This window comes from Sphingobium sp. B8D3B, from assembly GCF_025961875.1.
GTDB lineage: Bacteria > Pseudomonadota > Alphaproteobacteria > Sphingomonadales > Sphingomonadaceae > Sphingobium.
Genome location: NZ_JAOQON010000001.1, coordinates 2086164 through 2109937, shown reverse-complemented (window position 1 = coordinate 2109937; position 23774 = coordinate 2086164). Strand labels below are relative to the sequence as shown.

Sequence of the window (23774 nt, the reverse complement as noted above, 5' to 3'; positions counted from 1 at the left end):
GAAGCTGTTGACGCTGCCGTGCCTGTCGTGGCAATGGCTCCAGCGCATCGCCACTGAGCGGTCGTCCCGGCTGAGTGCCGGTGAGGATCGGCGAACGGTCGATGAGCGGGTATAGCTCAATGGTAGAGCACTAGCCTTCCAAGCTTGTGATGCGGGTTCGATCCCCGCTACCCGCTCCAGCCCTTTTTCATTCGTATCGCGATGTTGCAAGCCGGCTGCGCACGTGCGGTGATCTGGACGATCATTCATAATCGGGCGGCATTTCTTCGCTCTTGATTTCCTTTGTGAGCGGACAGGTGCAGAAGATACCGCGCGCTAAGGTCACGCTGCTGGCACGGACTGCTGGCGTTAGAATGAGCTATATGCAACCGACGGCGCTTCGCCTCGTTCCCTTTCCTGAGCAGAGTTCTCGCTGCATGGGGGGAAGAGGTGAGCGAGCCATCGTTTAATGATGCGCCGGAAGGCACGACAAAGCGCCGGGTTGAGATCAATCCTACCGTGTTCTTCGTCTCGGCCGGCCTCATTCTCGCCTTTGTGTTGTTTGGAGCAATCGCTCCTGATGTTGCCGGTCGGCTATTCGCCGCTGCGCAGGCGCTCATCGTGGCGGACTTCGGCTGGTTCTACATCGCTTCGGTGGCCGGCTTTCTCGTGTTCGCCCTGTTTTTGATGTTCAGCCGCTATGGCGACGTCAAACTTGGCTCCGACGACAGTGAACCGGACTACAGCTATCCTTCATGGTTCGCGATGCTGTTCAGCGCGGGGATGGGGATCGGGCTGATCTTCTTCGGCGTCGCCGAGCCCATCCAGCATTACGCCTTGCCGCCGGTCGGCGAAGGTCGCACGATCGAATCCGCCCGTCAGGCGATGGTCCTTACCTTCTTCCACTGGGGGCTGCACGCATGGGCAATCTATATCGTCGTCGGCCTGGCGCTCGCCTATTTCGCCTTTCGCCGCGGTCTGCCGCTCACCATCCGCTCGGCGCTCTACCCGCTGATCGGGGAGCGGATCTATGGTCCTATCGGCCACGCTGTCGACATCTTCGCCGTGCTGGGCACCATGTTCGGTGTGGCGACTTCGCTCGGTCTGGGCGTGCTGCAGGTGAATGCCGGCTTTAGCTATCTGTTCGGTCTGCCGAGCAATACGGTCATCCAGCTGGTCCTGATTGCCGCCATCACGGGGTTGGCGACGCTGTCGGTTGTCATGGGGCTGGACCGAGGCGTGAAGCGCCTGTCGGAACTGAACATCATTCTGGCCGCCCTATTGCTGGTCTTCGTGCTCGTGACAGGGTCGACGGTGTTTCTGCTTCAGGCCTTCGTCCAGAATGTGGGGACTTATCTCAGCGAGGTCGTGCAGCGCACCTTCCGCCTGTACGCCTACGAGCCTAATCCGTGGTTGGGTAGCTGGACGCTGTTCTACTGGGGCTGGTGGATCGCATGGTCGCCATTTGTCGGCATGTTCATCGCGCGCATCTCGCGCGGGCGCACAATCCGTCAGTTCGTCGGCGGCGTTTTGCTCGTCCCGGCATTGTTCACCTTCCTCTGGATGACCGTATTCGGGAACACAGCGATCGCGCTTGATCTGAGCGGCGCAGCCCACATCGCCGATACGGTCGCTAACAACCTCCCGGTCGCCTTGTTCGAGACGCTTGAGCAGCTCCCGCTTTCCACCATTGTTTCAGGCATTGCGACGCTTCTCATCATCACGTTCTTCGTAACGTCAGCGGATTCCGGTGCGTTGGTCATGGATATGATCACGTCCGGCGCAGCGAAAGACCCGCCGGTCTGGCAGCGCGTCTTCTGGGCGGTCTGCGCCGGCGGTGTCGCGGCGGTGCTGCTGGTCGCCGGTGGGCTTCAGGCGCTTCAAACCGCGGCGATCGCCAGCGCGTTGCCCTTCGCTGTGGTCATGGTGTTCATTTGCTATGGCCTGTTGCGAGCCCTTCAAACCGAGAGCCAGGAAGCGATGGACCTGTCTACTGCAGGTGATGCCACGGGCGCAGAAACCGCCCTCACATGGCAGCAGCGCCTCGCAACCATCACCCGGTTTCACGATCGAGAGGAAGTGCTCACTTTTCTCGCCGACACCGCGCAGCCGGCCCTCGCGGCGGTGGCGGCGCAGATGCGAGACAGCGGCATTTCCGCGCGCCTCATGCAGGATGCCGACCATGTGGGGCTCACCATCCCGCATGGCGATCGCGGCGACTTCGATTATACCGTCCGTGCGCGCGGGTTTCGCGTGGCGAGTTTTGTCTGGGCCGAGCCGCGAAAGACCCAGGAGCGAGAGCGGCTTCATTATCGCGCCGTGGCGCACTTTTCCGACGGCGGGCAGCCTCATGACGTGACCGGCTATACCGACGAGCAACTGATCAACGATCTGCTTAATCGCTATTCCCGCTTCCGTCACAGCCGGCGGATGTCGTGATGCGATCAGCGGCAGTCAGCAGAAGGTAAAGGGTAGAGCTCGTCTGAAATGTAGTCGTAAGACGCAAACGGCATTTGGCCTCAGAGAACATTTCATCCGATTGCAAGCTCGCGTGAGGGAGACTTCAAGGGAGCGTGTTCGTTCGTCCGCACGCTTTCTCCGACGGAAATTTGTCAGCGAGGTTCTGCTGAGACACGGGCTCATTCTGAGCGAAAAAGCCGTCAGCTATCCCTCCATCCGAAATGCGGTGAATGGAGAATCTTTATTAACGTCTTGGTACGACCTGCGGCCCAAAGGTGCTGAAAACAGTCACATCAGCAAAGGCCTATGTCACTCATTCAACGCGTGCCTGCTCGCTATCTCTGGCCTGTGCTATTGCTTCTCGGGTTGTGCTTTGGAAGCATTCTAGGGCTCATTTTAGTCACGACCTCCGCGCAGGATCGGCTTGAGGCAGTACGCGAGACGCGGACGCTGGAAGCTGCCCTCGCGACAAGCGTCTCCATGGTGGAGCATGATCTTCAGGACTACGCGAAATGGGACGACGCAGTGCGCCACATTTCGTACGACTTCAGCGCGGCGTGGATCGACGACAACATCACGGCTTACCTCGGTAAAACCCAGAATTATGACCATGTCTTTGTCATCGGTCCTGACGGGGGGACCCGCTACGCCTTCAGCAACGGGAACCGATCCTCATCTAAACTTGCCGAGATACTGGGTCCGTCAATTCAGACGGCGATGGCAAAAGTGCGTGGTATGGATGATCGTGGCACGCCAATCGTCAGCGGCTTTGCCCGCGAGAAACGTCAGGTTTTCGTCTACTCGGTTGCTGCCGTTGTTCCCTTGACCAACAAAGTGTCGGCGCCTGCGGGTGAGAGGCACCTGCTCGTCATAGCCGAGCGTTTTGATGCGAGCCATCTCGCCAGTATCCGTGCCAAGCACCATCTCCCCGCCCTAGCGCTAAACCTGGCACGGCCAGCCCCGTCGAGCGCCGCGATAGTCCTGCGAGATATGGATGGTAACCAGATCGCATCCGTTGAGGTCGCGTTCGAGACCCCTGGCACACAATTTCGTCGCGAGGTCATCCCCGGGTTTGCCGGCATCATGGTCGTCGCGGTTATCGCTGCGCTTTTTATCCTGCGGCAGGGGGGGCAGTCCATTGCAGCATTGACAGCCAGCCAAGCCAGAACTCAGCATTTGGCGAACCACGATCCTTTAACGGAGCTTCCTAATCGCCGCGTCCTCCTCGGTCGGCTCAACGAGGCGATTGCGACCGGTAATCATTTCGTTCTGCTTTACATGGACCTAGATGGCTTCAAAGGCGTGAACGATCTTTATGGCCATGGCGCAGGGGACGCCCTGCTGCGGGAGGTGGCATCCCGGCTCGCAGCGGCCGCGCCGGCGCATTCGCTGATTGCTCGCACGGGCGGCGACGAGTTTGCAATATTGTGCCAGCTTGATGTCGATGGCCCGGGATGTTCGCTCGCCGAACGCATCATCGCCTCCTTTCAGACGACGGTTCCGGTCGCCGGCGCCAATATTCTCATCGGAATATCCGTTGGCGTCGTGACGTCTTCTTCAGATGCTCTCGTCGATATCGACGAACTGATGCGCCGTGCGGACGTTGCAATGTACAATGCCAAAGCCAGGGGGAAGAACCGCTGGAGCGACTTCACCCTCGAACTGGACAAAGAACATCTCGTGCGGAAGCGTCTTGAACAGGACTTGCGCATTGCAATCGCGGAAAATCGAATTGAACTGGCCTATCAGCCGATTGTTCTAGCGGAATCCGGCGCCATTGTTGGGCTTGAAGCCCTAGCGCGATGGACCCATCCCACCGAAGGTCCAATTCCCCCAGATGTATTCATTCCGCTTGCCGAAATGACTGGCCTAATCGGTTCCTTGGGAGGGCAGGTGCTCCGCAGGGCCTGCATCGACATCAAGCCTCTCGGCATCGACCTCTCGGTCAACCTCTCGCCCGCGCAGTTTTGGGATGCACATCTTGCTGACCAGATCAGCGCAATCCTTGCCGACACAGGCTTTCCAGCTGACCGGCTCGAACTCGAGATCACTGAAAGCTATTTGCTGGGTCGGCCACAGGCCGCTGCGGCAATCATGGCCGATCTGCGGACCTTGGGCATCCGGCTCGCTTTGGACGACTTTGGAACTGGCTTCGCAAGTATTGGTTACCTCCAATCCTTCAAATTTGATCGGCTGAAAATAGATAAGCTCTTCGTGAAAGAAGCCATGGGCTGTGCGTCAGGTCGCGATTTGTTGGTAGCCATTGTAGCGCTGGCCCAAGCGCTGGGTCTTAGGATCACGGCAGAAGGCGTAGAGACAGAAGATCAAGCGGCCCTCGCCCGGGCCGCAGGATGCCACTGGCTGCAAGGCTGGCTGTTCGGCCGCCCGATGCCGCTCTCCCAGCTACTCCAAGAAAGCAGTCTGAGGCGCGGGACTCAAAAAAGATGATTCTCGATTGCAGCCGCTGAACGAGAATGAAGTGGGTGGCGTGGCCCCTCCTGCCAACCGAGTGGTGGTGTAAACCCCAATCTTCTGGCCTTGGGAGCCGTTATTGGTTCGGCTTCAACAACCGACCGGTGCGTTGAGTGGAGCACCCAGCTTAGACAGCAAGGGGGCGCAAGCGAACAACTGGAGCGCTTTGAATCGCGGGCGCCGCCGGGGTGCTCGCTGTCCGCGCCTCACCCTCATGGGGATCGAATTAAGCGTCAGGAACGTTCCGCGATCATCAGCGGAGGCAGTATGCATTGGCCAGAACAGTTGATTATCGTGCGCCACGGGCAGAGCGCGGGGAATGTCGCCCGCGACGCTGCGCACGAGGCAGTGCATGACCGGATCGCTCTGACCTCGCGGGATGCCGACGTGCCGCTGAGCGACCTCGGTACGGCGCAGGCGCGCGCCCTGGGTCTGTGGTTCTGCGAGCAGCCGGCCGAGCATCGGCCACAGATTCTCTTATCTTCTCCCTATCTCCGTGCCTTTCAGACCGCGGAGCTTTTCCGCGAGGCGGGCGGGACCGACCGGCAGGAGCCGATCTGCTTTGACGAGCGCCTGCGCGAGAAGGAGTTCGGCATTCTCGATGGCCTCACCACGCCCGGCGTCGCGAATATCTTCCCTGATCAGGCCGAATTTCGGCGCCTGCTGGGGAAATTCTATCACCGCCCGCCCGGGGGCGAGAGCTGGTGCGATGTCATCCTGCGGTTGCGGTCGGTCCTCGATACCATCTCGCTTCATTATGCCGGGAAGCGGGTGATGATCTTCACGCATCAGGTGGTGGTCCTCTGCATGCGCTACATCATCGAGAGCCTCGATGAACAACGCATCTTGGCGATCGACCGGGAAGGGGACGTGGCCAATTGCGCCATCACCGACTATCTGTTCGATCCGTCGGCGGGCCGGGATGGCGGGCTCAAGCTCCACCGCTACAATGTGACAGCGCCGATGCAGAACCACGCGACCCCGGTCACCAGCGAACCTGACGCGATCACGGGGCGGCGCGGATGATGCCGACCCTCGACCGCGCCTGGCTCGAAGCCCATCCGCTGCCGCCGATCGCGGCGCTGGGCGATAAGGACGCGCGGGGCCGGGTTCTCCTGGTCGGCGGCGCGGAGTTCGTGCCGGGCGCGCTCAGGCTCACGGGCGAGGCGGCGTTGCGCGCGGGAGCCGGCAAGCTCCAGATGGCGACCGTGCGATCCGCCGCGATGGCGCTCGCCGTCCTGGTGCCCGAGGCGGCGATGATCGCCCTGCCTGCGGATGAGGATGGCGAGATCGCGCTCGAGGCGGTCGCGTTGCTGCAGGAACGCCTCGCGCGCTGTGACACGCTCATCCTCGGGCCGGGGATGTCCGCGGGGGATCGCACCGAGCAGTTTGTCGCCGCGCTGCTCGGCACGCCAAAACCGGGCCAGACGATCATCCTCGATGCCGCTGCCCTCACCTGCGCCCGGAAGCTCGAGAAACTGGTGGCGGCGCATGAGGGGCGGGTCATCCTGACGCCACACCATCGGGAAATGAGCTTTTTGACGGGGCAGGACATCGACGTGATCCGCAAAGACCCGCGCGCCGCAGCCCTGCATGTCGCGCGCGCCTTCAATGCCGTGGTCGTCCTCAAAAGCGCCGAAACCCTGATCGCGTCGCCGCGGGAGGATGAGCCCTTGCTGTTCGAGGGCGGCAGCATCGGTCTTGCCACGGGCGGGTCGGGCGATGTGTTGGCTGGTCTGATCGGCGGCCTTGCCGCGCGCGGCGCCGATCCTTTGCGAGCGGCGGCCTGGGGTGTCTTCGTCCATGGCGCGGCGGGCGCCGGCGTTGCCAACCAGATTGCCGAAGTCGGATTTCTCGCGCGCGATCTTCTGCCGGTCATTCCCGGGCTGATCGCTAGCCTGGAACCGGAGCGATGAGCGACGGTAATCGTATTGCCAAAGGTTAATATGGGCGGCGCGGCGGGGTCCGCGGCGTCGTTCGGTGGTTGTTCTGCGAAGGGGCGCGCGCCTGCGCCCCCAGGATGGAGAAACGACATGGCCACGACCAAGACTGCCGCAAAGCCCAAAGCGAAACCCGCATCGAAGAAGCCCGCCTCGAAGACGGCGCGCAAGACCCAGCGGGCGGCGGCAAAGCCCGCCGACGCGATCAAATTGCTCAAGGACGACCACAAGGAGGTGAAGGGCTTTTTCGACCAATATGCTGATCTCGAAGACGATGCCGAGAAGCAGGCGCTGGCTGACAAGATCTGCCTCGCTCTGACGGTTCATGCGCAGATCGAAGAAGAAATCTTCTATCCCGCCGCGCGCGAGGCCATCGACGATGATGACCTGCTCGACGAGGCCGAAGTGGAACATGCCAGCGCCAAGCAACTCATCGCTGAGATCCAGGCCATGAAGGCGGGTGACCGCCTGTTCGACGCCAAAGTGACGGTGCTCGGCGAATATGTTGAGCATCATGTCGAGGAAGAGGAGCAGGAGATGTTTGCTGAAAGCCGCGAGAGCGAACTCGATCTCAAGGCCCTGGGCGCAGAGCTGGCGGCCCGCAAGGCCGAGTTGATGGCGCAGGCCAGCAAATAAGCATGGCCGTCCAGGAGCCGGCCGACCCCTCGGCCGAACGGCTGGACTGCCTGATCGTCGGCGGCGGCCCTGCGGGGCTGACCGCCGCGATCTATCTCGCGCGCTTTCATCTGGCGGTCTGCGTCATAGACGGCGGACATAGCCGGGCCGCCTTGATCCCGCTCACCCGCAATCATGCCGGGTTTCCGGAGGGCGTCTCCGGGGTCGATCTGCTTGCGCGGATGCGTCGACAGGCAGTCCTCTATGGCGCGCGCCTGCAGGACGGGATCGTCGAGAGCCTCGCGCATGATGGCAACCAGTTCATCGCGCAGGCGGGCGGCCGCACCCTCCATGCGCGGACCGTCCTGCTCGCCACCGGCGTGGTCAATCGCCGCCCCACCATGATGGACGATCTATGCCATGATCGCGCGCTTGCGACCGGTCGGCTCCGCTATTGCCCGATCTGCGATGGCTATGAAGTCACGGACAAGGCGGTCGCGGTGCTCGGAACGGGCGAGCGCGGCTATAATGAAGCCACGTTCCTTCGCGGCTATTCCGCCGATATCACGCTGGTCGCGCCTGAAGGGGGACATAGTCTGGAACCGGCGCAATGCGCTGGGCTGAAAGCGGCGGGCATCGATATTGCCGGACAATGTACGTCCATCAGCTTGGTGGAAGACCAGATCGCGCTCGGCATCGAGAGCGAGACGCGCCGCTTCGACACGCTGTATCCGGCGCTGGGTTCTGACATCCGCTCGGAGCTTGCCGGGATGCTCGGCGCAAGTCGCACGTCCGAGGGGTGTCTGATGGTCGACGCCCATCAGCGCACAGACATCCCCGGGCTTTATGCCGCTGGCGATGTCGTCCTCGGCCTCGACCAGATCAGCCACGCGATGGGGGAGGGCGGCGTCGCCGCGACCACGATCCGGAACGATCTGGCCAAGGTGGCGCCCCTCCGTCGCTAGTCAACGCTGCGACGACCGCCCACTCACATCATCCGCATCCGCAGATTGAACAGGATCACCAGCGTGCCGCCGACCATGAGCGTGATGATCAGGGTCGAGAAGAGGATGAGCTGGAGATCGTCTCGGGTCGAGCGCTTGAGGCCGATATGGAGGAAGCAGCGAAACTGCACGACAATCTGGATGAGCGCCAAGGCCAGAACGAGCGCATAGGTGGTGGTGCTGGCAAGCACCGGCCAGCGCACGAGCGCAAAGGCGGCGGCGGTCAGCAGGAGCGCGGCGGCATAACCAAAGACATAGCTGCGCGCCTCCCGGCGAGGATCGTCTCGGCGTTCACTCATGGGATCAGCCCCGGTAGATAGACGGTCGAGAAGATCGCAATCCAGATGATGTCGAGGAAGTGCCAGAACAGGCCGAGCCTCAGGAGGTTGATCTTCACGCGCGCATCAAGGCCGATGATCCGCAACTGCGCCATCATCACGACAATCCACAGGCTACCGGCGAGCACATGCAGGCCGTGCAGGGGCACCAGCGCGAAAAAGGCCGAGAGGAAGCCGCTGCGCATGGGCGTGGCGCCATGGGCAATCATGCCAGCAAAATCGTGCAGTTCCAGCCCGAGGAAGAGCAGCCCCAAGGCAAGTGTCAGCCCCAGCCAGGTCTGGATGCGCGCCTGCCCCGCCCCATGCTTCATCGCGATCGAGGCCAGGCCGTAGGTGAGGCTGCTGGTGAGCAGCACCAGCGTTTCAAGGAAGGTCGGGCCGATCTTATATTCGCTTGTCGGAGTTGGGCCGCCGGCGGTCGCGGGGAGCATGACGCCATAGGTGGCGAAGAGCAGCGCGAAGATCACCGCGTCGCTCATCAGGAACGCCCAGAAGCCGAACAGGGCAGAGCCCGCCGCCTCATGGGTTTGCGCGTCGGTGCTGCCAAGATTGAGGCCGGGATGTTTCGTCTCACCGGCGGTCATGGGTGCACCTCGGCCAGCCCCGCATTCGCCGGGGTCGTCTCCATCTCGCGGGGGATGGGCCGCGCCCGCGCCACCGCGTCGAGCCAGGCCCGCTCCGTCCGTTCGACCGCGCTGGCCGGGATCAGCCGGTGCGTGTCGCGGGCGAAACTGCGTGCAATCACGGTCGCTATGACCGCAAGCAGGCCAAGGATCGCCAGCCACCACATATGCCAGACAAGGGCAAAGCCGGCTGCCGCGCTTGCCATCCCGATGATTGGCGCGACGGCGCTGTTTTTCGGCGTCTCAATGTCTTCGTAATGGGCTGGCCTGACATAAGGCGCACCCTTGCGCTTGGCGTCGAAGAACCAGTGGCGCTGGTCGACCTGCGGCAGCCGGGCAAAATTATACGCGGGCGGCGGCGCCGCGATCGACCATTCGAGCGCCCGCCCATCCCAGGGATCGCCAGCGAAGACGCGGGTGGCCGCGCGGTTGCGCAGGCTCACCCAGAGCTGGACGAGCAGCGCGAGGAACCCGCAGAACAGCACCAGCGCGCCGACTTCCGCCGCATAGAGCCAGGGCCGGTAGGCGGTCTCCATCACCGCCGGGGTGCGGCGCGCCATGCCTGCCGCGCCGAGAACATAGAGCGGCATGAAGGCGAGATAGAAGCCGATCACCCAGCAGGCGCAGGATATCTTGCCCCAACGCTCATCGAGCCGAAAGCCGAACGCCTTGGGGAACCAGAAGGTATAGGCAGCGAGCAGGCCGTAGAGCGTGCCCGGGATCAGCATATTGTGGAAATGCGCCACGAGGAACAGCGTGTTGTGCACGATGTAATCGAGCGGCGGGAAGGCGAGGATGATGCCGGTGAGCCCTCCGAGCACGAAGGTCATCATGAAGGCGAGCGCATAGCACATGGGCGTTGTGAAGCGCACCTCGCCGCGGAACATCGTCCAGATCCAGTTATAGATCTTGACCCCCGTCGGCACGCCGATGGCCATCGTCGCGATGCCGAACACGGCGTTCAGGCTCGGGCTCTGCCCCATGGTGAAGAAATGATGCAACCAGACGGTGAAGGAGAGAACCGCAATCGCCATCGTGGCGATCACCAGCGAGTTGTAGCCGTACAGCTCCTTTGAGGAGAAGGTGGAGACCACTTCGGAATAGATGCCGAAGGCCGGCAGAATGACGATGTAGACCTCTGGATGGCCGAACATCCAGAACAGGTTGGCATAATGCATCATGTTGCCGCCAAGGGCGTTGGTGAAGAAGTGGAAGTCCAGATAGCGGTCGAGCGCCAGCAGCGCCGTCGCGACCGTCAGCGGCGGCATCGCGAAGATCATCAATATGGCGGTGCACAGGCTGGTCCAGGCGAACAGCGGCATCCGCATCAATGTCATTCCCGGACAGCGCATCTTGTAGATGGTGACGGCGATGTTGATGCCGGCCAAGGTGGAGGCAACCGAGCCCAAAGTAACGGCCCAGATCCAGTAATCCGGCCCGACGCCGGGATTGAAGCCGATCTCCGTGAACGGCGGATAGCCGCTCCAGCCGCCGGTGGAGAAGCGGCCGATCACCAGCGAGGCCATCATCAGCCCCGCGCCGGCTGCAGTGAGCCAGAGGCCGATGGCGTTGAGCAGCGGATAAGCGACATCGCGCGCGCCGATCTGCAGCGGCACCAGATAGTTGATCAGCCCGGTGAGGAAGGGCATCGCCATGAAGAAGATCATGATCGAGCCATGGGTGCTGAACAGCTCGGCAAAATGCTCGGGCGCAACCAGGCCGGGATTGCCGATTGCCACCGCCTGCTGCAACCGCATCAGATTGGCCTCGATCAGCGCGCGCGCCAGCATGATCAGGGCGATCACGACGTACATGATCCCGATCTTCTTGTGATCGAGGCTGGTGAGCCATTCCGTCCAGAGCCAGCGCCAGCGGCCGAGGCGGGTGATCAGCACGACCATGAAGAGCGCGCCGGCCACCACCACGGCACCGGCTCCGGCGGCGATCAGTTCATTGGTGTTGGGGTTTTCCCAAGCGCGCACAAAGGGCAGCGCATCCCAGCGGAACCGCCCCAGCAGCGCCGGCATAAGCGGCGCGCTCAATGGGCCTGCCCCTGTGTGCTCGCCATCATCAGATGCTCGAACAGGCCTGGGGGGACGGACGAGAACAAGGCGGGTTGCGGGGCGATGGAGCGGGCGGTGATCGCCGCCAGCGCCTTGTCGTCGAGCGGCCTACGGACGGCGCGCACCTGCTCCAGCCAGCGGCGATAGTCGGCCGGCGGCAGCGCCACGACATCGAACTTCTGGCTCTGAAAGCCCTTCCCATTAAACTGCGTGTTCTGGCCACGGAAGACGCCGGCCCGACTGGCGGCCAGGTGCAGCTGCGTGCGCATGCCGGCCATGGCGTAGATCTGCCCGGCGAGTTGCGGGATGAGTAGCGATTGCATGACCGTCCCGCTGGTCAGGCTGAGATGGATCGGTCGGCCCACAGGGATGGCCAGACGATTGACAGTCGCAATGCCCTCCTTGGGGTAGATGAAGAGCCATTTCCAATCGAGCGCCACCACCTGCACCTCCAGGGGCGGCTGGTTGGAGGCGAGCGGGCGGTAGGGATCGAGCCGGTGCGTCGCGTTCCACAGGAGGACGCCGAGTCCGATCACGATGGCGGTTGGCGGGATCCAGATGAGCAGCTCGAGCGGCCAGGAAAATCCCCAATTGGGCCGATAGGCGTCATCCCGGTTGGACAGGCGATAGTGCCAGGCGAACAGCGGGACGAGGATGAAAACCGGCCCGGCCACGAAGATGAGGACGAGGGCAAGCTGGAGAAAAAGATGCCACTGGTCCGCCGCCACAGGGCCGGCATGGTTGACCACGCCGAGCTTCAGCGCCTCGCATCCGCCGAGCAGCAGCGGCAGGCTAAGCAGCGCGGCGCCCGGGCGAACCGCCCGAGCGCCTTCGCCACTGCGCTTCATCCCGCCTGTCCCCCTCCGGTGGCCGACTGCGCCACGATCCGCACCGGCACGCCCTTGGCGGCCGGTGTCTTGGAGGCTTTGTCATGATACCAGAGCGGGATGAGCGGGTTCATCTCCGGATAATAAGCGCCGACGCAGCCCTCCGGCAGGTCGAAGGGGGTGACGGTGAGCCCGCCCACCTGCCGGTCAATGCCATCGTCCGCATCGCTGGCGAGGCCCACGACCTGCCCGGGCTCAAGCCCGGCTGCCTCAATGTCGCGCGGGCTCATCAGCAGCACGTCACGCGTGCCCTCGATCCCGCGCAGGCGATCCGAAAAGCCATAGATCGTTGTGTTAAACTGATCGTTCGAACGCATGGTGATGAGGCGGTAGCGGCCCGCCTTATCGGGCACGCCCATGGCGGTGAGGCTCGTCGGCGTCGTGAACTCGGCCTTGCCGCTTTCGGTCTGCCAGATGCGCTCGCGGGCCTTATTGCCCTTGAAGAAGCCGCCCGGCGTGAACAGGCGCTGGTTGAAGTCCGCGAACTTGTCCGGATAGGTCGCCTCGATGAGGTCGCGTACCTGGCCGTAATGGCCGACCCAGTCATCCCATTTGACGGCTGGCCGCGCAGGCAGCGTCGCCTTGGCCATGCCGGCCACGATGGCGAGTTCGGAGAGAAGATGCTCGCTCGCCGGCTTGCGCTTGCCGACCGAGCCGTGGATCATCGAGAGGGAATCCTCCATCGTCACGGTCTGCGGTCCGCCCGCCTGCATGTCCTCCTCCGATCGGCCGAGGCAGGGCAGGAGATAGGCGACCTCGCCGTTGATCAGATGACTGCGATTGAGCTTGGTGGCGATCTGGACGGTGAGCCGCATCTTGGTCCACGCGGCCTCCATCTTCTCCCGCTCCGGGATGGCGCGGACGAAATTGCCGCCCAGGCCGATGAAGGCGCGAATGCTGCCATCGATGATGCCCTCGCAGGCCTCGACGGTGTTGACGCCCTTCTCGGTCGGCGGATCGAAGCCGAACAGCTCTTTCAGCCGATCAAGCGGCACGAGTTCGGGCTTCTCCGAAATGCCGACGGTCCGCTGGCCCTGCACGTTCGAATGACCGCGCACTGGAGAGATGCCCGCCCCCTCGACGCCGATATGCCCGCGCAGCAGCAGCAGGTTGACCAGCATGCCGATGGTCTGCGAGCCATGGACATGCTGGGTGACGCCCATGCCATAGATGCCGATGACTTTCTTGGCGTCGCAATAGATCTGCCCGGCCGTTTCGAGATGAGAGCGGCTGAGGCCGGACTCCTGTTCGATCTCAGCCCAGGAGGTCGCGCGGACCTTCTCGACCATGGCTTCGAAGCCATGCGTGTGCTGTGCGATGAAGTCCGTATCCAGCAAATGCTGCTTTTGCTCGGCCCATTGGCGGTCTTCGTCCGCGAGGACATGCTTGATCATCCCCATGATCGCGGCGATGTCTCCGCCCGGCTTCACCTGATAATAGAGGCAGGAAATCTCGGTCCGCTTCTGCGTCACCATCTGAACGGGGTTCTGCGGATCGACGAACTCGATCAACCCCTTCTCGCGGACGGGATTGAAGGTCACGATCTTGCAGCCGCGCTCCACCGCAGACTTGAGCGTATGGAGAAAACGCGGGCTGTTAGTGCCGGTATTTTGGCCAAAGAAGAAGATCGCGTCGCAATGGTCGAAATCCTTGAGCTGACAGGTGCCGACCGGCGATCCGGTCACCTTCTTCAGGCCGACCGAGGTCGTCTCGTGGCACATGTTGGAACTGTCGGGCAGATTGTTGTGGCCATAGAGCCGCGCGAACAGGGCATAGAGATAAGAGGTCTCCAGGCTGGCGCGGCCTGAGGCGTAAAAGACGGTGGACTTGGGATCGAGCGCCTTGAGTTCAGCGCCGATGCCCGCGAAGGCCTCGTCCCAGCTGACCGGCACATAGCGATCGCTGGCCCGATCATAGCGCATAGGGTGCGTGAGCCGGCCGGTCTGCTCGAGGTCATAGTCCTGCCAAGCCTGTAATTCGGTCACCGTGTGCTTGGCGAAGAAGTCCGGTGTGCAGCTGTGCGTGGTCAGCTCCCACAGCGTCGCCTTGGCGCCATTTTCGCAGAATTCGGCGGGGTGGGGATGCTCCGGTTTGGTCCAGGCGCAGGAGACGCACATGAAGCCGCCGGGCTTGTTCTGGCGCCGCAATGTCTCCAGCGCCATGGGCGTCGCCCACTCCTTGCCGAAGATGCGCGCGACGCCGCTCAGCGAACCAAAGCCGCCGGAGGGGCCGCCGTAATGGACCGTGTCCTCGTCCTGCGTCGTGGGGTCATCTTCATGCGCCATCGTGCCCGCTCCCGTGCCATTTGCAGCATAACGCTTCGGACCGGCGAGCGATCCGATCTGTTTGGGGAAAGTCGAGAAGGGCGGCGTATTCAGCGATGGGTGGAGCACAAGCAGGTTTGCTTGCCATTATTTATAGAGTATTATAATATAGACGTCGAGGGAGTGGCGTCTGTGCTGGAGCATCAAGCTCACCTTCCAGATGCCAACTCTTTGGAGAGGTTGATGACTCGCAATCACATGTTTCCCGGTCAGGTCGCGCGGTGCCTCCTCGTCGCGGTACTCGTCATTACGGGACCATCCGCGTCGCTCGCGAGGGACGCGGGGCCGCCGCCGCTGATGATCGAGCGACAAGGCTCCTTCGCAGCCGGAGGAACACGGGTTGGGGACCCAGTCGTCAAGTCCACTGTCTGTGATCACGGCTATGTGGAGTACCAAATCCCGGCGAATGCGGGCCCTACTGGCCTCTTCTTTTGGCATAGCTCCAGCGTCGCCGCCTGGAAAAACCGGTGGGACGGCGGTGAAGGTTTCGACAGCATCTTTCTGCGACGACATTTCCCGGTCTATCTCTGGGATGGCCCCCGCGTCGGCCGCGCGAATCTGCCCTGTGAAACCGTGGAGTCAGCCCCGCGCTTGGGATCTGACCAGGAGACCTTCACGGCCTGGCGGTTTGGCCCAAGCTATATGAAGTGGCACCCCGGGGTGCAGTTTCCGACCGCGGACGCCCGCGCGTGGGAGCAGGCTAGCCGGGCCCGTTATGCCGAATATGACACGATGGAGAACGTCGCCTTGCAGGCGCATGCCGCAGCCGCCGCACTGGAGCGGACCGGTCCGGTCGTCATGGTCACGAATTCGGCGGGCGGCCTCCGGGCTCTCCTCACGGCGATTGAGAGCGACCGCGTGAAGGCGATCGTCGCCTACGAAAATGTCGGCTTCGTTCTACCGGAGAGCGAGAATGACGGTTCGCCCCCAAGCCCCTACGGCCCGGTCTACGTGCCGCTCGAGACATTCAAGAAACTGGCAAAGATCCCCATGCAATTTGTCTGGGGAGACAATCTGTCGCAACCGCGCGGTCCGCAACTCGCGCTGCCGCTGAACCGGCGGTTCGTAAAGCTCATCAATCAATATGGGGGCAAGGCGGAAATTCTCGAGCTTGCCAATGCGGGTCTCAAGGGCAACACGCACCTCCCCTTTGCCGATCTCAATAATGTCGCCGTGGCAGATTTGCTGCAGAATTTCCTGGCGAAGCACAAGCTCGCGGCGCCAGCGGGCGAAGTGTCGCATACCCGACCAAATAATTAAATTTATATAGAATATATTGCCCGTGTCGATTTGTGATGTTAGCTGATTGGCGAGCGCTCTGCGATATGTGGAGCGCCGGAGGGGATCTGCATGGCTGTTCAGTCGATTGATACCATTCTCGAGCGCCCAACGATGGGTCGCTACCGCTGGACCATCTATCTCCTGTGCGGCATCCTCATGGCCCTGGAAGGATATGACGCCTATATCGTTGCGAACCTCGCGGCCGTCATCGCCCGCGACCTCGATATACCCATTCCGTCCATGGCCTATGTGTTCTCGGCGCAGGCAGCCGGTATGGCCTTGGGCTTCTACACCATCCCTGTCCTGGCCGATCGCATCGGCCGCCGGAATATCATCCTGGTCGGTGCCACTTTCTTCGGGCTGCTGACGCTCCTGTCGACCGCTGTCCAGACGCTCGAAATGTTCACCCTTGTGCGCTTTCTCGCCTTCGCAGCCATGGGCGGAACGATGCCGAACATTGTCGCGCTGGCGACCGAGTTCATGCCGGAGAACCGCCGCGGCAAGTTGCTCACCTGGCTTTACATCGGCCACGGCCTGGGCGCGTCTGTGGCCGGGCTTGTTGGCCCGAGTTTCGTTCATTTTCACTCGTGGCAGTCGGCCTTATGGGGCGGAGGCATCGCACTTCTCCTGCTGGTGCCCTACCTTTATGTCCGTTTGCCGGAGAGCTGCCGGTATCTGATGACGCGCAATCCCCGGGATCCGCGCGTCGCCCAGATCCTCGGAAAAATCGCTCCCGACCTGCAACTCGCGCCTGACACGATATTCGTGTCCAACGAGGAGCGTAATGAGGGCTCGCCGGTGATCGGCCTGTTCAGAAGCGGTCGCGCACCCATGACGTTGCTCCTCTGGGTCGCCATGGGGAGCACGCTGTGCGTGGTGGCAACACTGACCTCCTGGCTCCCGAGCTTCCTTCATCTTCTCGGGGGCGTAGAGACCGGGGCCGCCGCGCGGATGTCGTCAGTGTCTGCGTTCGGCGCTATCGCTGGGCCGATTCTGCTGACCCTGCTCATGCAGCGCCTTGGTCTTGCTCCGTCACTGGCGCTCATGTCGCTGCTGGGATTTGTCGCAATGACTTGCTTCTACTTTGTGAGTGGCTTTCATGCGCTGGGCTGGTTCCTGGGTTTCGCTTATGGCTTCTTCGTCATCGCCGTCCAGGCGGGCCTGAATTCCCTTGTTGCCTCAAGCTATCCCACCTCCATGCGGTCAACGGGTATCGGGTGGGCCGGGGGGATCGGGCGGGTAACCTCCATGATCGGTCCCGCCGTTGGCGGCGTGATGCTCGCGGCACAGGTCCCAGGCTTGTGGATCTATATGATCGTTGCTTCGCCGCTTCTGCTCACGGCCATTGCCATGATCCTTTTCCACGTCATCGTGTCGGGGCCGGCGTTGTCGGCTCGTACGGCAAAGGGCGTGCGATGAGCGCCCCCGGCCGCTCCGCCGTCCTCTCGCGCAGGGCGCTGCTGGGAGCTGTTCCGCCGCTCCTCGTCGCAGGGCCGGCGCTGGCACGAACGCGACAGCAGCCGTCGCAGCCCGATGCAACGGCGGGCATGATCGATGCCCATATCCATTTCTTCTCTGCCGATTTTGCGCACTATCCGGTGGACATGCGCAACGCCCGTGAGCCGGAAGCGGTGATGCGCGCACGCGTCCTCAATGCGCCTGTCACGCCCGAGAAGATGCTTCCCCTCTGGGAAAAGATGGGCATCAGGGCCGGGATCGGGGTGCAGTACAGCGGCGCCTACAAGACCGATAACACCTATCTGCTCGACGTCGCGCAGGCCCATTGGGACCGCATCCGCACGGAGATCATCCTCAATCCTGCGCAGGTGCAAAGTCGCAGCGTACTTCAGGCGCTCCTGCCGACGAAGCGCGTTTCGGCTATTCGCCTGACCGGCTTTGTCGATGGGGACGGGGATCTGCCCTGGCTGAAGTCACCGGGCGCGCAGGCATTGTGGCAGATGGCACAGGCTGAAAAGCTCCCGCTCTGCATCACCTACCTGCGGATGGACCCAAGGTCGGCGGCCCTCCGGACGGTGTGCGAACTGGCCGACCGCTACCCGGACTGTCAGGTCGTCCTTGAACATTTGGGTTGGACTGGAGGCACAGGCAGCCAGAACGGTCTGCTTCCTGACCACATGGCCCTGAAGGATCACGAGACGATCGCCTTCAAGTGGACCAGCCTGAATGTCGACGCGCTTGCGGGCGCAGGCATCGACACGGCGAATTTCCTTCGTACCGCAGTAGACGTGTTCGGGGCGTCGCGCCTCATGTGGGGGTCCGATTACGGAAACACCACGAGGCCTTATGCCGGCATTGTTGCCGATGGGATCGATGCGACGCGCCTTCTCAGCGCGGCGGAGCGAGCAGCAGTGCTTGGCGAAACCGCGCGGCGCGTCTTCCGGATTTAGGCCTCACTGCCATTCTTATGCGCGATGCGACCCGGTGCGTGCCAGGTCAACGGGGCCGCACTTCGCCTCTTCGCGGGGAGGGGAAGCGCGCCATTACCATGGCACTGGACCACCCTCACCAAAAAGCCCGCCGGTTGGCCCGTCTGCGGCCAGGAGAGCAAGGGAGATGGCGACTTTCGCCCCCGCCACCGGCGATTGGCCTTTGCCACCAGAAAGCTCTGTGGCGCATAGGCCCGGATTGGCCGCGTTGATCTTGATCGGCGTCCCGGCAAGTTCGTTCGCGAATTGCACGGTCACGGCATTGAGGGCCGTCTTGGAGCTGTTGTAGGCGAGGAGGCGACTGAACGCCATCGGCCCATCCGGCCCGCGGGTCAGCGCAAGGGAGCCAAGGCCCGTCGACATGTTGACGATGCGGCCACGATCCGATTGGCGGAGGAGCGGCAGCATCGCCTGGATGACCGCCACCACGCCGAAGACATTGGTTTCGTACACCCTGCGCATTTCGTCGAGATCGGCGGTGCTTGGCAGGCTGTGCTTGTCCAGGGAAATGCCGGCATTGTTGACCAGGACGTCGAGCCGCTTGAAGCGGTCGACTAGCACCGCGGCCGCAGCCTGAACCGATGCACGATCGGTCACGTCGATGATCACATAATGGGCATCCAGGCCCTGATCGCACAGGGCCTTGGCAGCCTTTTGCCCGCTCGCAGGATCGCGGGCGCCGATCACCACCCGCATGCCGTGCTCTGCCAGGCCTCTGGCAATCTCGAACCCGATGCCCCGGGTTGCCCCGGTCACAAGTGCAACCCGTCCAGCCTCAGTCATTCCTCATCCCTTTTTACGGATCGGTCCTCAGACGTCGAAGGGTGCGGAGCGGGGATATTTCTCGAGATACTGGAGAAACTGGCCGAAATATTTGTCGGCCCTCAGGAGCGCGCTTTTGCCATAGCCCCGGAAACGGAGCTTGAAGAGGATCGGCTCATCCTCCGCATATAGCTTGTGCATATAGGCGATGCGGTTATCCAACTCTTCCTGCGCGGCCTGGTCGCCCATCTTCTCCGCATCGGACCGACGCATGGCGACGACGAAGAAGGCGTCGGACCAGCCGGGCGCAACCTGCGAACTCCCGGCCATGAACAAGCGCTCGCTGCCATTGGGAAACTGCATATGCGCGGTAAGCCAGGTTGCCCCCCATAGCTGCGTGTCGGCGATGCGCGTTACGGATTCCTGCCGGACGGTAATGAGATAGTCCTCGAACACCACGCTCACTGGGTTTGGGTCGGGGATGCCGTGCACGGTGGACAGATGCTGGAAGTCCACCAGATTCGAGGAGCCAATCCACCCTTCGATCTCTCGCTGCCCTCTGTGAAACGCGCGGTAGACCAGTTCGTCTTCCTTAAGGTTCGGCATCTCGGGAAGGGGATAGAGCGGCTCTTCTCCGTTGAATGCCCAGATCATGCCCCAGCGCTCGGCAGCGGGATAATTGTAGATCCTCGCGGCGCCGGGAATAATCGTCTCGCCTGGAATTTCAGCGCAGCGGCCATCGGCAGCGAACTTCCAGTGATGATAGGGGCAGCGCACCTTGCCATCGACAATTTCGCCGCCGGACAGGTCGGCGCCGACATGGGGGCAGTACGCGCTCTGCACCACAGGCTCACCCTGCTCGTTGCGGTAAACGATGATGCGCGTCCCGAGAAAATCCTTCCCGACGATCTTTCCCTGCACCAGCTCCGAGGCCAGCATGATCGGATTCCAGTTCTTGAGATAGGTACCGTCAGGGACCCGGCCATATTCCTGGCCGGCAAAAGGGCGCTGGCGTGAGGCGTTCACTTGCTCATCGACCGTCGTAACAGACATCACAATCCTCCTGGTTTTGGGCTCCCTATCACGCGCAAAATGAGAAGAAAAGTTTTTTATAGGATGCTATAAATATGCACCACCTCCGCCGTCATGCGGATGTTCATGCTCAGGACGAGCGGCATCGCTCGCTCCCACTGGTGGAACGTCGTCGAACACCGATGAGTAATGCTGCCGTGAGGCTCAGCCCGTGCGGGCGGGCTCGAGCGCAATTCCACTCAGCATGAGCTGATAGACGAAGGCCTTATATTCTGCCGCCACATCGGAATGAGGGGCGCCGCCTGCTGCCAAATTGCCTTGCTCGACGAAGCGGGATGCGTGCTGATATTGCTCGCACAGCCCCATGATCGCGAAAAATGTGAAGTAGGGATCGACCTTCCGCAACGACCCTTCCGCCACGCCCTTGTCGATAATGTCGCGATAGATATCGAGCGTCTTCCCCACCCACAAAGCGATCAGCTCAGCCGCGAGCGGATCGGTCTCGTCGGCGATAATCTCGGTCATGAGCCGGTGATAGAAAGGATTGACGAAAAAGAAGTCGACCATCGTGTCGATTCTGATCTTTATCCGCTCCACGGCCGGCAGGGATCCCGCTTCGGTCTGGGCGAGGCAGTCGCCCAAAGAGACGGCCAGGGTTCGCGCGACGTCGACCAGCAACCGGGTTCGGTCGGTGAAATAATATTTGAAAAGGGTGAGGTGTACCCCGGCATTGCGCGCCGCCATGGACAGGGACAGCTTTTCGGGCGGCACATGGCGCAGGAGTTCGACAGTCTTGTCGATCAACAGCTTCTTGCCGATACCACGCTGCCCGGATGGACGGCCGATCGAGCGCTTTTTGGCCGGTCGCGCGCCCTTCGTTTCGGCACCCTCGCTGCTGTTTTGGCTCTCCGCCTTCTTCCGGCCCATCTTAACCACCCTGGAAAGGGCATCGGATTTATCCGACACCTTGAAAACTCTGCCTGCGCATAATCGGCTTGCACGCCAGCCAGTTAGTCCGGCCGACATCCCGCGATACGGGGCGTTCATAGCCATAGCCGGTCCCCTTGTCATTTTCTACGGACGCGCAGTTTACGCGAAAGGCCGGCAGGATGGGAACGGCGGCCTACATCACGCCCGGAATAAATTCTAAGCGTATTGAAATTAATCCCGGCCCCGGTTATGAGGCGCAAGCCAATTGGTCAGTGGAGAGCGAGAGGATGGGCGATTATCGGGAAAGACTGAGGCGGCCGCCCAACACGCCGCAATTTCGTGGAGGGCGCCCCCGCCAGCACGAGCTTTCCTTCCGCGATCGCATCCGCATCGAGCGGGACATTGCGGTGCCGACCCGGGAAGGCAAGCCGCTCTGGATCGACCTCTTTCTGCCAGCGGACCTGACGGGGCCGATCCCTGTTCTGGTCGCCTGGACCCCCTATGGCAAGCATGACCCGGCCCCGCTTGCGACGCTCTATCCGACGTCCGGCGTGAAGGCGGAGTGGCAGTCGGACCTCACCATTTTCGAGGCCCCGGATCCCGTCTACTGGACCGGCCAGGACTATGCGGTGATTACGGCCGATATCCCCGGAACTTGGTATGCGGAAACCACAGCAAGCTATTTCTCGCGCAAGGAAGGCGAGGCTCATTATGATCTCATCGAATGGGCTGGCACGCAGCCATGGAGCAACGGGCGCGTAGGCCTGTCAGGCGTATCTTACCTCTCCTCGTCGCAGTGGAACGTGGCCGCACTTAACCCGCCCCATCTGGCGGCGATCAATCCTTGGGAGGGCTGGTCGGACACCTTCAACGAGATCGTGCGCCACGGAGGCATCCCAGAGACGCATTTCTGGCCGCACATCCAGGTGCGTTGGGGCGCCTCGGATGCCATGGTGGAGGATCTCTGGGCGTTGACCGCCGAGCATCCGTTCTTCGACGAGTACTGGCAATCGAAGGTGCCCGATTTTAGCCGGATCGACGTCCCGGCCTATGTGGTCGCGAGTTGGAGCGACCACGGCGTACACACGCGTGGCACCCTCGAAGGCTTCAAGAAAATCGCATCTCCGCGCAAGTGGCTCGAGGTTCATGGTAGCAAGAAATGGGGCTATTATTACGAACCCACTTCCATCGCGCGCCAGACAGCGTTCTTCGACCATGTCCTGAAGGGCGTATCGAACGACATGGGCACCTGGCCGCCGGTCAGACTGCACGTACGCGACAGGGCTGGCTCGGCAATCATGAAGCAGTCAGAGCAATGGCCCGTGGAGGACACCCAATATCGTCGCTTGTATCTCGACGCAGCGACCGGAGAGATGAGCGACAAGCCAGCGCCGGCCGAAGCGATCCAGAGCTATGATCCGCTCGATGACGGGGCGGAGGCCAGCTTCGACTATCGGTTCGAGGAGGATTGCACGCTCGTCGGGCATATGAAGCTCAAGCTCATGGTCTCCACCGAAGACGCCGATGACATGGACGTATTTGTCGCGGTCGAAAAGGTCGAAGATGGCGAGAAGGTGGGCTTCATCCATTGGGCTGTATTTGAGGACGGCGCTGCCGCCTATGGCTGGTTGCGCCTCTCGCGGCGTGAATTGGACTCCGAACGCTCGACCGAATTTCAGCCCGTGCTCACCAACACCTCTGAGTGGAAGGTCACGCCGGGAGAGATTGTCGAAGCGCAGATTGAGATCCTGCCCTCCGGCACGCTCTTCAGGGCCGGCGACGTGCTGCGGATCAGGATCAAGGGGCGGGACATTTATCAATATCCCAAGCCGATGCTCTACATGCGGCACGAAGACACGGTCAATCGCGGCATGCACCACATCCACACCGGGGGCGAGCATGACTCCCACCTGCTGATCCCGGTCGTGGCCCTGCGCAATGCTTGAGGCAGAATATCCACGTCCGGTCGTGGACGGACCGCTGTCCCCGCTCTCGCCCATCCATGAGTTGGTTGGCGCGCTTCGTGCGGGCAGGCCTATCATCCTCGTGGATTCGGAAGATCGAGAGAATGAAGGTGATCTCGTTATTGCAGCCGAATTTGCAACGGCCGCGGAAATCAACTTCATGGCCCGTTATGGCCGCGGTTTGATTTGCCTCGCCCTCACTGCGGCTCGCGCGGAGGATCTGGCTCTGCAGCCAATGGTCGCAACAAACAACGCGCCGCATGGCACGGCTTTCACGGTGTCGATCGAAGCTGCCGAGGGCGTGACGACCGGCATCTCGGCCCATGACCGCGCGCGGACCATCGCCGTGGCGATCGACGACAAGTGCGGGCCGCCCGACCTCGTCTCGCCAGGCCATATCTTCCCGCTCGTCGCGCAGCCCGGTGGCGTCCTCACGCGACCTGGTCACACAGAGGCAGCGGTCGACATGGCAAGGCTGGCCGGGCTGAAGCCCGCAGGCGTGATCTGCGAGATCCTCAACGATGATGGCACAATGGCGCGTCTGCCCGACCTCATCCGCTTCGCCGATCGGCACGGGCTCTGCATTGGCTCAATCGAAGACCTTATCATCCACCGCCGCCAGACAGAGCGTCAGGCAGCGTGACGGAGCAAAT

19 protein-coding genes and 1 tRNA gene are annotated in these 23774 nt (G+C 62.2%); 12 read left to right on the top strand and 8 right to left on the bottom strand.

The genetic code is table 11. From position 1 onward, the window contains the following. Positions 1-105 precede the first annotated feature (105 nt). From M2343_RS09900 to M2343_RS09870, 7 genes are all read left to right on the top strand, one after another. A tRNA-Gly gene (locus M2343_RS09900) sits at positions 106-179 on the top strand. 250 nt (positions 180-429) lie between these two features. Next, positions 430-2418, top strand: coding sequence for a BCCT family transporter (locus M2343_RS09895; RefSeq protein ID WP_264576511.1), 1989 nt, complete (start codon positions 430-432; stop codon positions 2416-2418). Between the two features lie 327 nt (positions 2419-2745). Next, positions 2746-4887 (top strand): bifunctional diguanylate cyclase/phosphodiesterase, encoded by a 2142-nt coding sequence (locus M2343_RS09890; protein WP_264576510.1) that lies wholly within the window; start codon positions 2746-2748, stop codon positions 4885-4887. Between the two features lie 291 nt (positions 4888-5178). After that, the gene (locus tag M2343_RS09885) at positions 5179-5937 is read left to right on the top strand and encodes a histidine phosphatase family protein (RefSeq protein WP_264576509.1); all 759 of its coding nucleotides are present in this window, start codon (positions 5179-5181) and stop codon (positions 5935-5937) included. Then, positions 5934-6827 (top strand): NAD(P)H-hydrate dehydratase, encoded by an 894-nt coding sequence (locus M2343_RS09880; protein WP_264574500.1) that lies wholly within the window; start codon positions 5934-5936, stop codon positions 6825-6827. The genes M2343_RS09885 and M2343_RS09880 overlap by 4 nt, the downstream gene beginning before the upstream one ends. A gap of 117 nt (positions 6828-6944) precedes the next feature. Beyond that, positions 6945-7487 carry a hemerythrin domain-containing protein gene (locus tag M2343_RS09875; protein WP_264576508.1) on the top strand — a complete coding sequence of 181 codons (543 nt, stop codon included), beginning with the start codon at positions 6945-6947 and terminating at the stop codon, positions 7485-7487. A 2-nt stretch (positions 7488-7489) separates the two neighbouring features. Further along, positions 7490-8431: an NAD(P)/FAD-dependent oxidoreductase gene (locus M2343_RS09870; protein WP_264576507.1), complete on the top strand. Its 942-nt coding sequence runs from the start codon at positions 7490-7492 to the stop codon at positions 8429-8431. 23 nt (positions 8432-8454) lie between these two features. Here M2343_RS09870 and cyoD read toward each other — a convergent pair whose 3' ends face one another. From cyoD to M2343_RS09845, 5 genes are read right to left on the bottom strand one after another with little or no spacing between them, the layout of a single operon-like run. Beyond that, on the bottom strand, positions 8455-8769 hold the full coding sequence (gene cyoD, locus M2343_RS09865) for a cytochrome o ubiquinol oxidase subunit IV (protein ID WP_264576506.1): 315 nt from the start codon (positions 8767-8769) through the stop codon (positions 8455-8457). Beyond that, positions 8766-9392 (bottom strand): cytochrome c oxidase subunit 3, encoded by a 627-nt coding sequence (locus M2343_RS09860; protein WP_264576505.1) that lies wholly within the window; start codon positions 9390-9392, stop codon positions 8766-8768. Before M2343_RS09860 ends, cyoD begins: the two co-directional genes overlap by 4 nt. Further along, complete coding sequence (locus M2343_RS09855; RefSeq protein WP_264577536.1) at positions 9389-11458, bottom strand: cbb3-type cytochrome c oxidase subunit I; 2070 nt, start codon at positions 11456-11458, stop codon at positions 9389-9391. The genes M2343_RS09860 and M2343_RS09855 overlap by 4 nt, the downstream gene beginning before the upstream one ends. Before the next feature lie 11 nt (positions 11459-11469). Continuing rightward, the gene (locus M2343_RS09850) at positions 11470-12342 is read right to left on the bottom strand and encodes a cytochrome ubiquinol oxidase subunit II (RefSeq protein WP_264576504.1); all 873 of its coding nucleotides are present in this window, start codon (positions 12340-12342) and stop codon (positions 11470-11472) included. Beyond that, a complete protein-coding gene (locus M2343_RS09845; protein ID WP_264576503.1) occupies positions 12339-14666 on the bottom strand; it encodes an FdhF/YdeP family oxidoreductase in 2328 nt (775 codons plus the stop codon). The genes M2343_RS09850 and M2343_RS09845 overlap by 4 nt, the downstream gene beginning before the upstream one ends. 222 nt (positions 14667-14888) lie before the next feature. Here M2343_RS09845 and M2343_RS09840 point away from each other — a divergent pair, with 222 nt between their 5' ends. The 3 genes from M2343_RS09840 (at position 14889) to M2343_RS09830 (ending at position 18394) form a co-directional block, all read left to right on the top strand. Continuing rightward, positions 14889-15965 carry an alpha/beta hydrolase gene (locus M2343_RS09840; protein WP_264576502.1) on the top strand — a complete coding sequence of 359 codons (1077 nt, stop codon included), beginning with the start codon at positions 14889-14891 and terminating at the stop codon, positions 15963-15965. Positions 15966-16055: 90 nt separating this feature from the next. Beyond that, positions 16056-17405 (top strand): MFS transporter, encoded by a 1350-nt coding sequence (locus M2343_RS09835; protein ID WP_264576501.1) that lies wholly within the window; start codon positions 16056-16058, stop codon positions 17403-17405. Next, positions 17402-18394, top strand: a complete 993-nt coding sequence (locus M2343_RS09830) for an amidohydrolase family protein (protein ID WP_264576500.1) — start codon at positions 17402-17404, stop codon at positions 18392-18394. Before M2343_RS09835 ends, M2343_RS09830 begins: the two co-directional genes overlap by 4 nt. A 93-nt stretch (positions 18395-18487) precedes the next feature. On the opposite strand, the gene M2343_RS09825 is transcribed toward M2343_RS09830, so the two are convergent. The 3 genes from M2343_RS09825 to M2343_RS09815 all read right to left on the bottom strand — a co-directional run bounded on the left by M2343_RS09825 (position 18488) and on the right by M2343_RS09815 (position 21280). After that, entirely contained in the window at positions 18488-19216 is a 729-nt protein-coding gene (locus tag M2343_RS09825; RefSeq protein WP_264576499.1) for an SDR family oxidoreductase, read from the bottom strand. A gap of 27 nt (positions 19217-19243) precedes the next feature. Beyond that, entirely contained in the window at positions 19244-20248 is a 1005-nt protein-coding gene (locus M2343_RS09820; RefSeq protein ID WP_264572119.1) for a Rieske 2Fe-2S domain-containing protein, read from the bottom strand. A gap of 183 nt (positions 20249-20431) precedes the next feature. Next, positions 20432-21280: a TetR/AcrR family transcriptional regulator gene (locus tag M2343_RS09815; protein WP_264576498.1), complete on the bottom strand. Its 849-nt coding sequence runs from the start codon at positions 21278-21280 to the stop codon at positions 20432-20434. A gap of 164 nt (positions 21281-21444) precedes the next feature. Between M2343_RS09815 and M2343_RS09810 the strand changes: the two genes are divergently transcribed. Both M2343_RS09810 and ribB read left to right on the top strand, forming a co-directional pair. Next, a complete protein-coding gene (locus M2343_RS09810) occupies positions 21445-23103 on the top strand; it encodes a CocE/NonD family hydrolase (RefSeq protein ID WP_264576497.1) in 1659 nt (552 codons plus the stop codon). Continuing rightward, positions 23096-23764: a 3,4-dihydroxy-2-butanone-4-phosphate synthase gene (gene ribB / locus M2343_RS09805; RefSeq protein ID WP_319799398.1), complete on the top strand. Its 669-nt coding sequence runs from the start codon at positions 23096-23098 to the stop codon at positions 23762-23764. Before M2343_RS09810 ends, ribB begins: the two co-directional genes overlap by 8 nt. Positions 23765-23774: the final 10 nt, after the last annotated feature.

Bases quoted from the DNA above. Each gene is read 5' to 3' on its own strand.
- M2343_RS09825 (WP_264576499.1), bottom strand. From the start codon at position 19,216: ATGACTGAGGCTGGACGGGTTGCACTTGTGACCGGGGCAACCCGGGGC.
- M2343_RS09870 (WP_264576507.1), top strand. From the start codon at position 7,490: ATGGCCGTCCAGGAGCCGGCCGACCCCTCGGCCGAACGGCTGGACTGC.
- M2343_RS09840 (WP_264576502.1), top strand. From the start codon at position 14,889: ATGACTCGCAATCACATGTTTCCCGGTCAGGTCGCGCGGTGCCTCCTC.
- ribB (WP_319799398.1), top strand. From the start codon at position 23,096: ATGCTTGAGGCAGAATATCCACGTCCGGTCGTGGACGGACCGCTGTCC.
- M2343_RS09835 (WP_264576501.1), top strand. From the start codon at position 16,056: ATGGCTGTTCAGTCGATTGATACCATTCTCGAGCGCCCAACGATGGGT.
- cyoD (WP_264576506.1), bottom strand. From the start codon at position 8,769: ATGAGTGAACGCCGAGACGATCCTCGCCGGGAGGCGCGCAGCTATGTC.
- M2343_RS09860 (WP_264576505.1), bottom strand. From the start codon at position 9,392: ATGACCGCCGGTGAGACGAAACATCCCGGCCTCAATCTTGGCAGCACC.
- M2343_RS09850 (WP_264576504.1), bottom strand. From the start codon at position 12,342: ATGAAGCGCAGTGGCGAAGGCGCTCGGGCGGTTCGCCCGGGCGCCGCG.
- M2343_RS09875 (WP_264576508.1), top strand. From the start codon at position 6,945: ATGGCCACGACCAAGACTGCCGCAAAGCCCAAAGCGAAACCCGCATCG.
- M2343_RS09830 (WP_264576500.1), top strand. From the start codon at position 17,402: ATGAGCGCCCCCGGCCGCTCCGCCGTCCTCTCGCGCAGGGCGCTGCTG.
- M2343_RS09855 (WP_264577536.1), bottom strand. From the start codon at position 11,458: ATGCCGGCGCTGCTGGGGCGGTTCCGCTGGGATGCGCTGCCCTTTGTG.
- M2343_RS09885 (WP_264576509.1), top strand. From the start codon at position 5,179: ATGCATTGGCCAGAACAGTTGATTATCGTGCGCCACGGGCAGAGCGCG.
- M2343_RS09810 (WP_264576497.1), top strand. From the start codon at position 21,445: ATGGGCGATTATCGGGAAAGACTGAGGCGGCCGCCCAACACGCCGCAA.
- M2343_RS09845 (WP_264576503.1), bottom strand. From the start codon at position 14,666: ATGGCGCATGAAGATGACCCCACGACGCAGGACGAGGACACGGTCCAT.
- M2343_RS09890 (WP_264576510.1), top strand. From the start codon at position 2,746: ATGTCACTCATTCAACGCGTGCCTGCTCGCTATCTCTGGCCTGTGCTA.
- M2343_RS09880 (WP_264574500.1), top strand. From the start codon at position 5,934: ATGATGCCGACCCTCGACCGCGCCTGGCTCGAAGCCCATCCGCTGCCG.
- M2343_RS09820 (WP_264572119.1), bottom strand. From the start codon at position 20,248: ATGTCTGTTACGACGGTCGATGAGCAAGTGAACGCCTCACGCCAGCGC.
- M2343_RS09815 (WP_264576498.1), bottom strand. From the start codon at position 21,280: ATGGCTATGAACGCCCCGTATCGCGGGATGTCGGCCGGACTAACTGGC.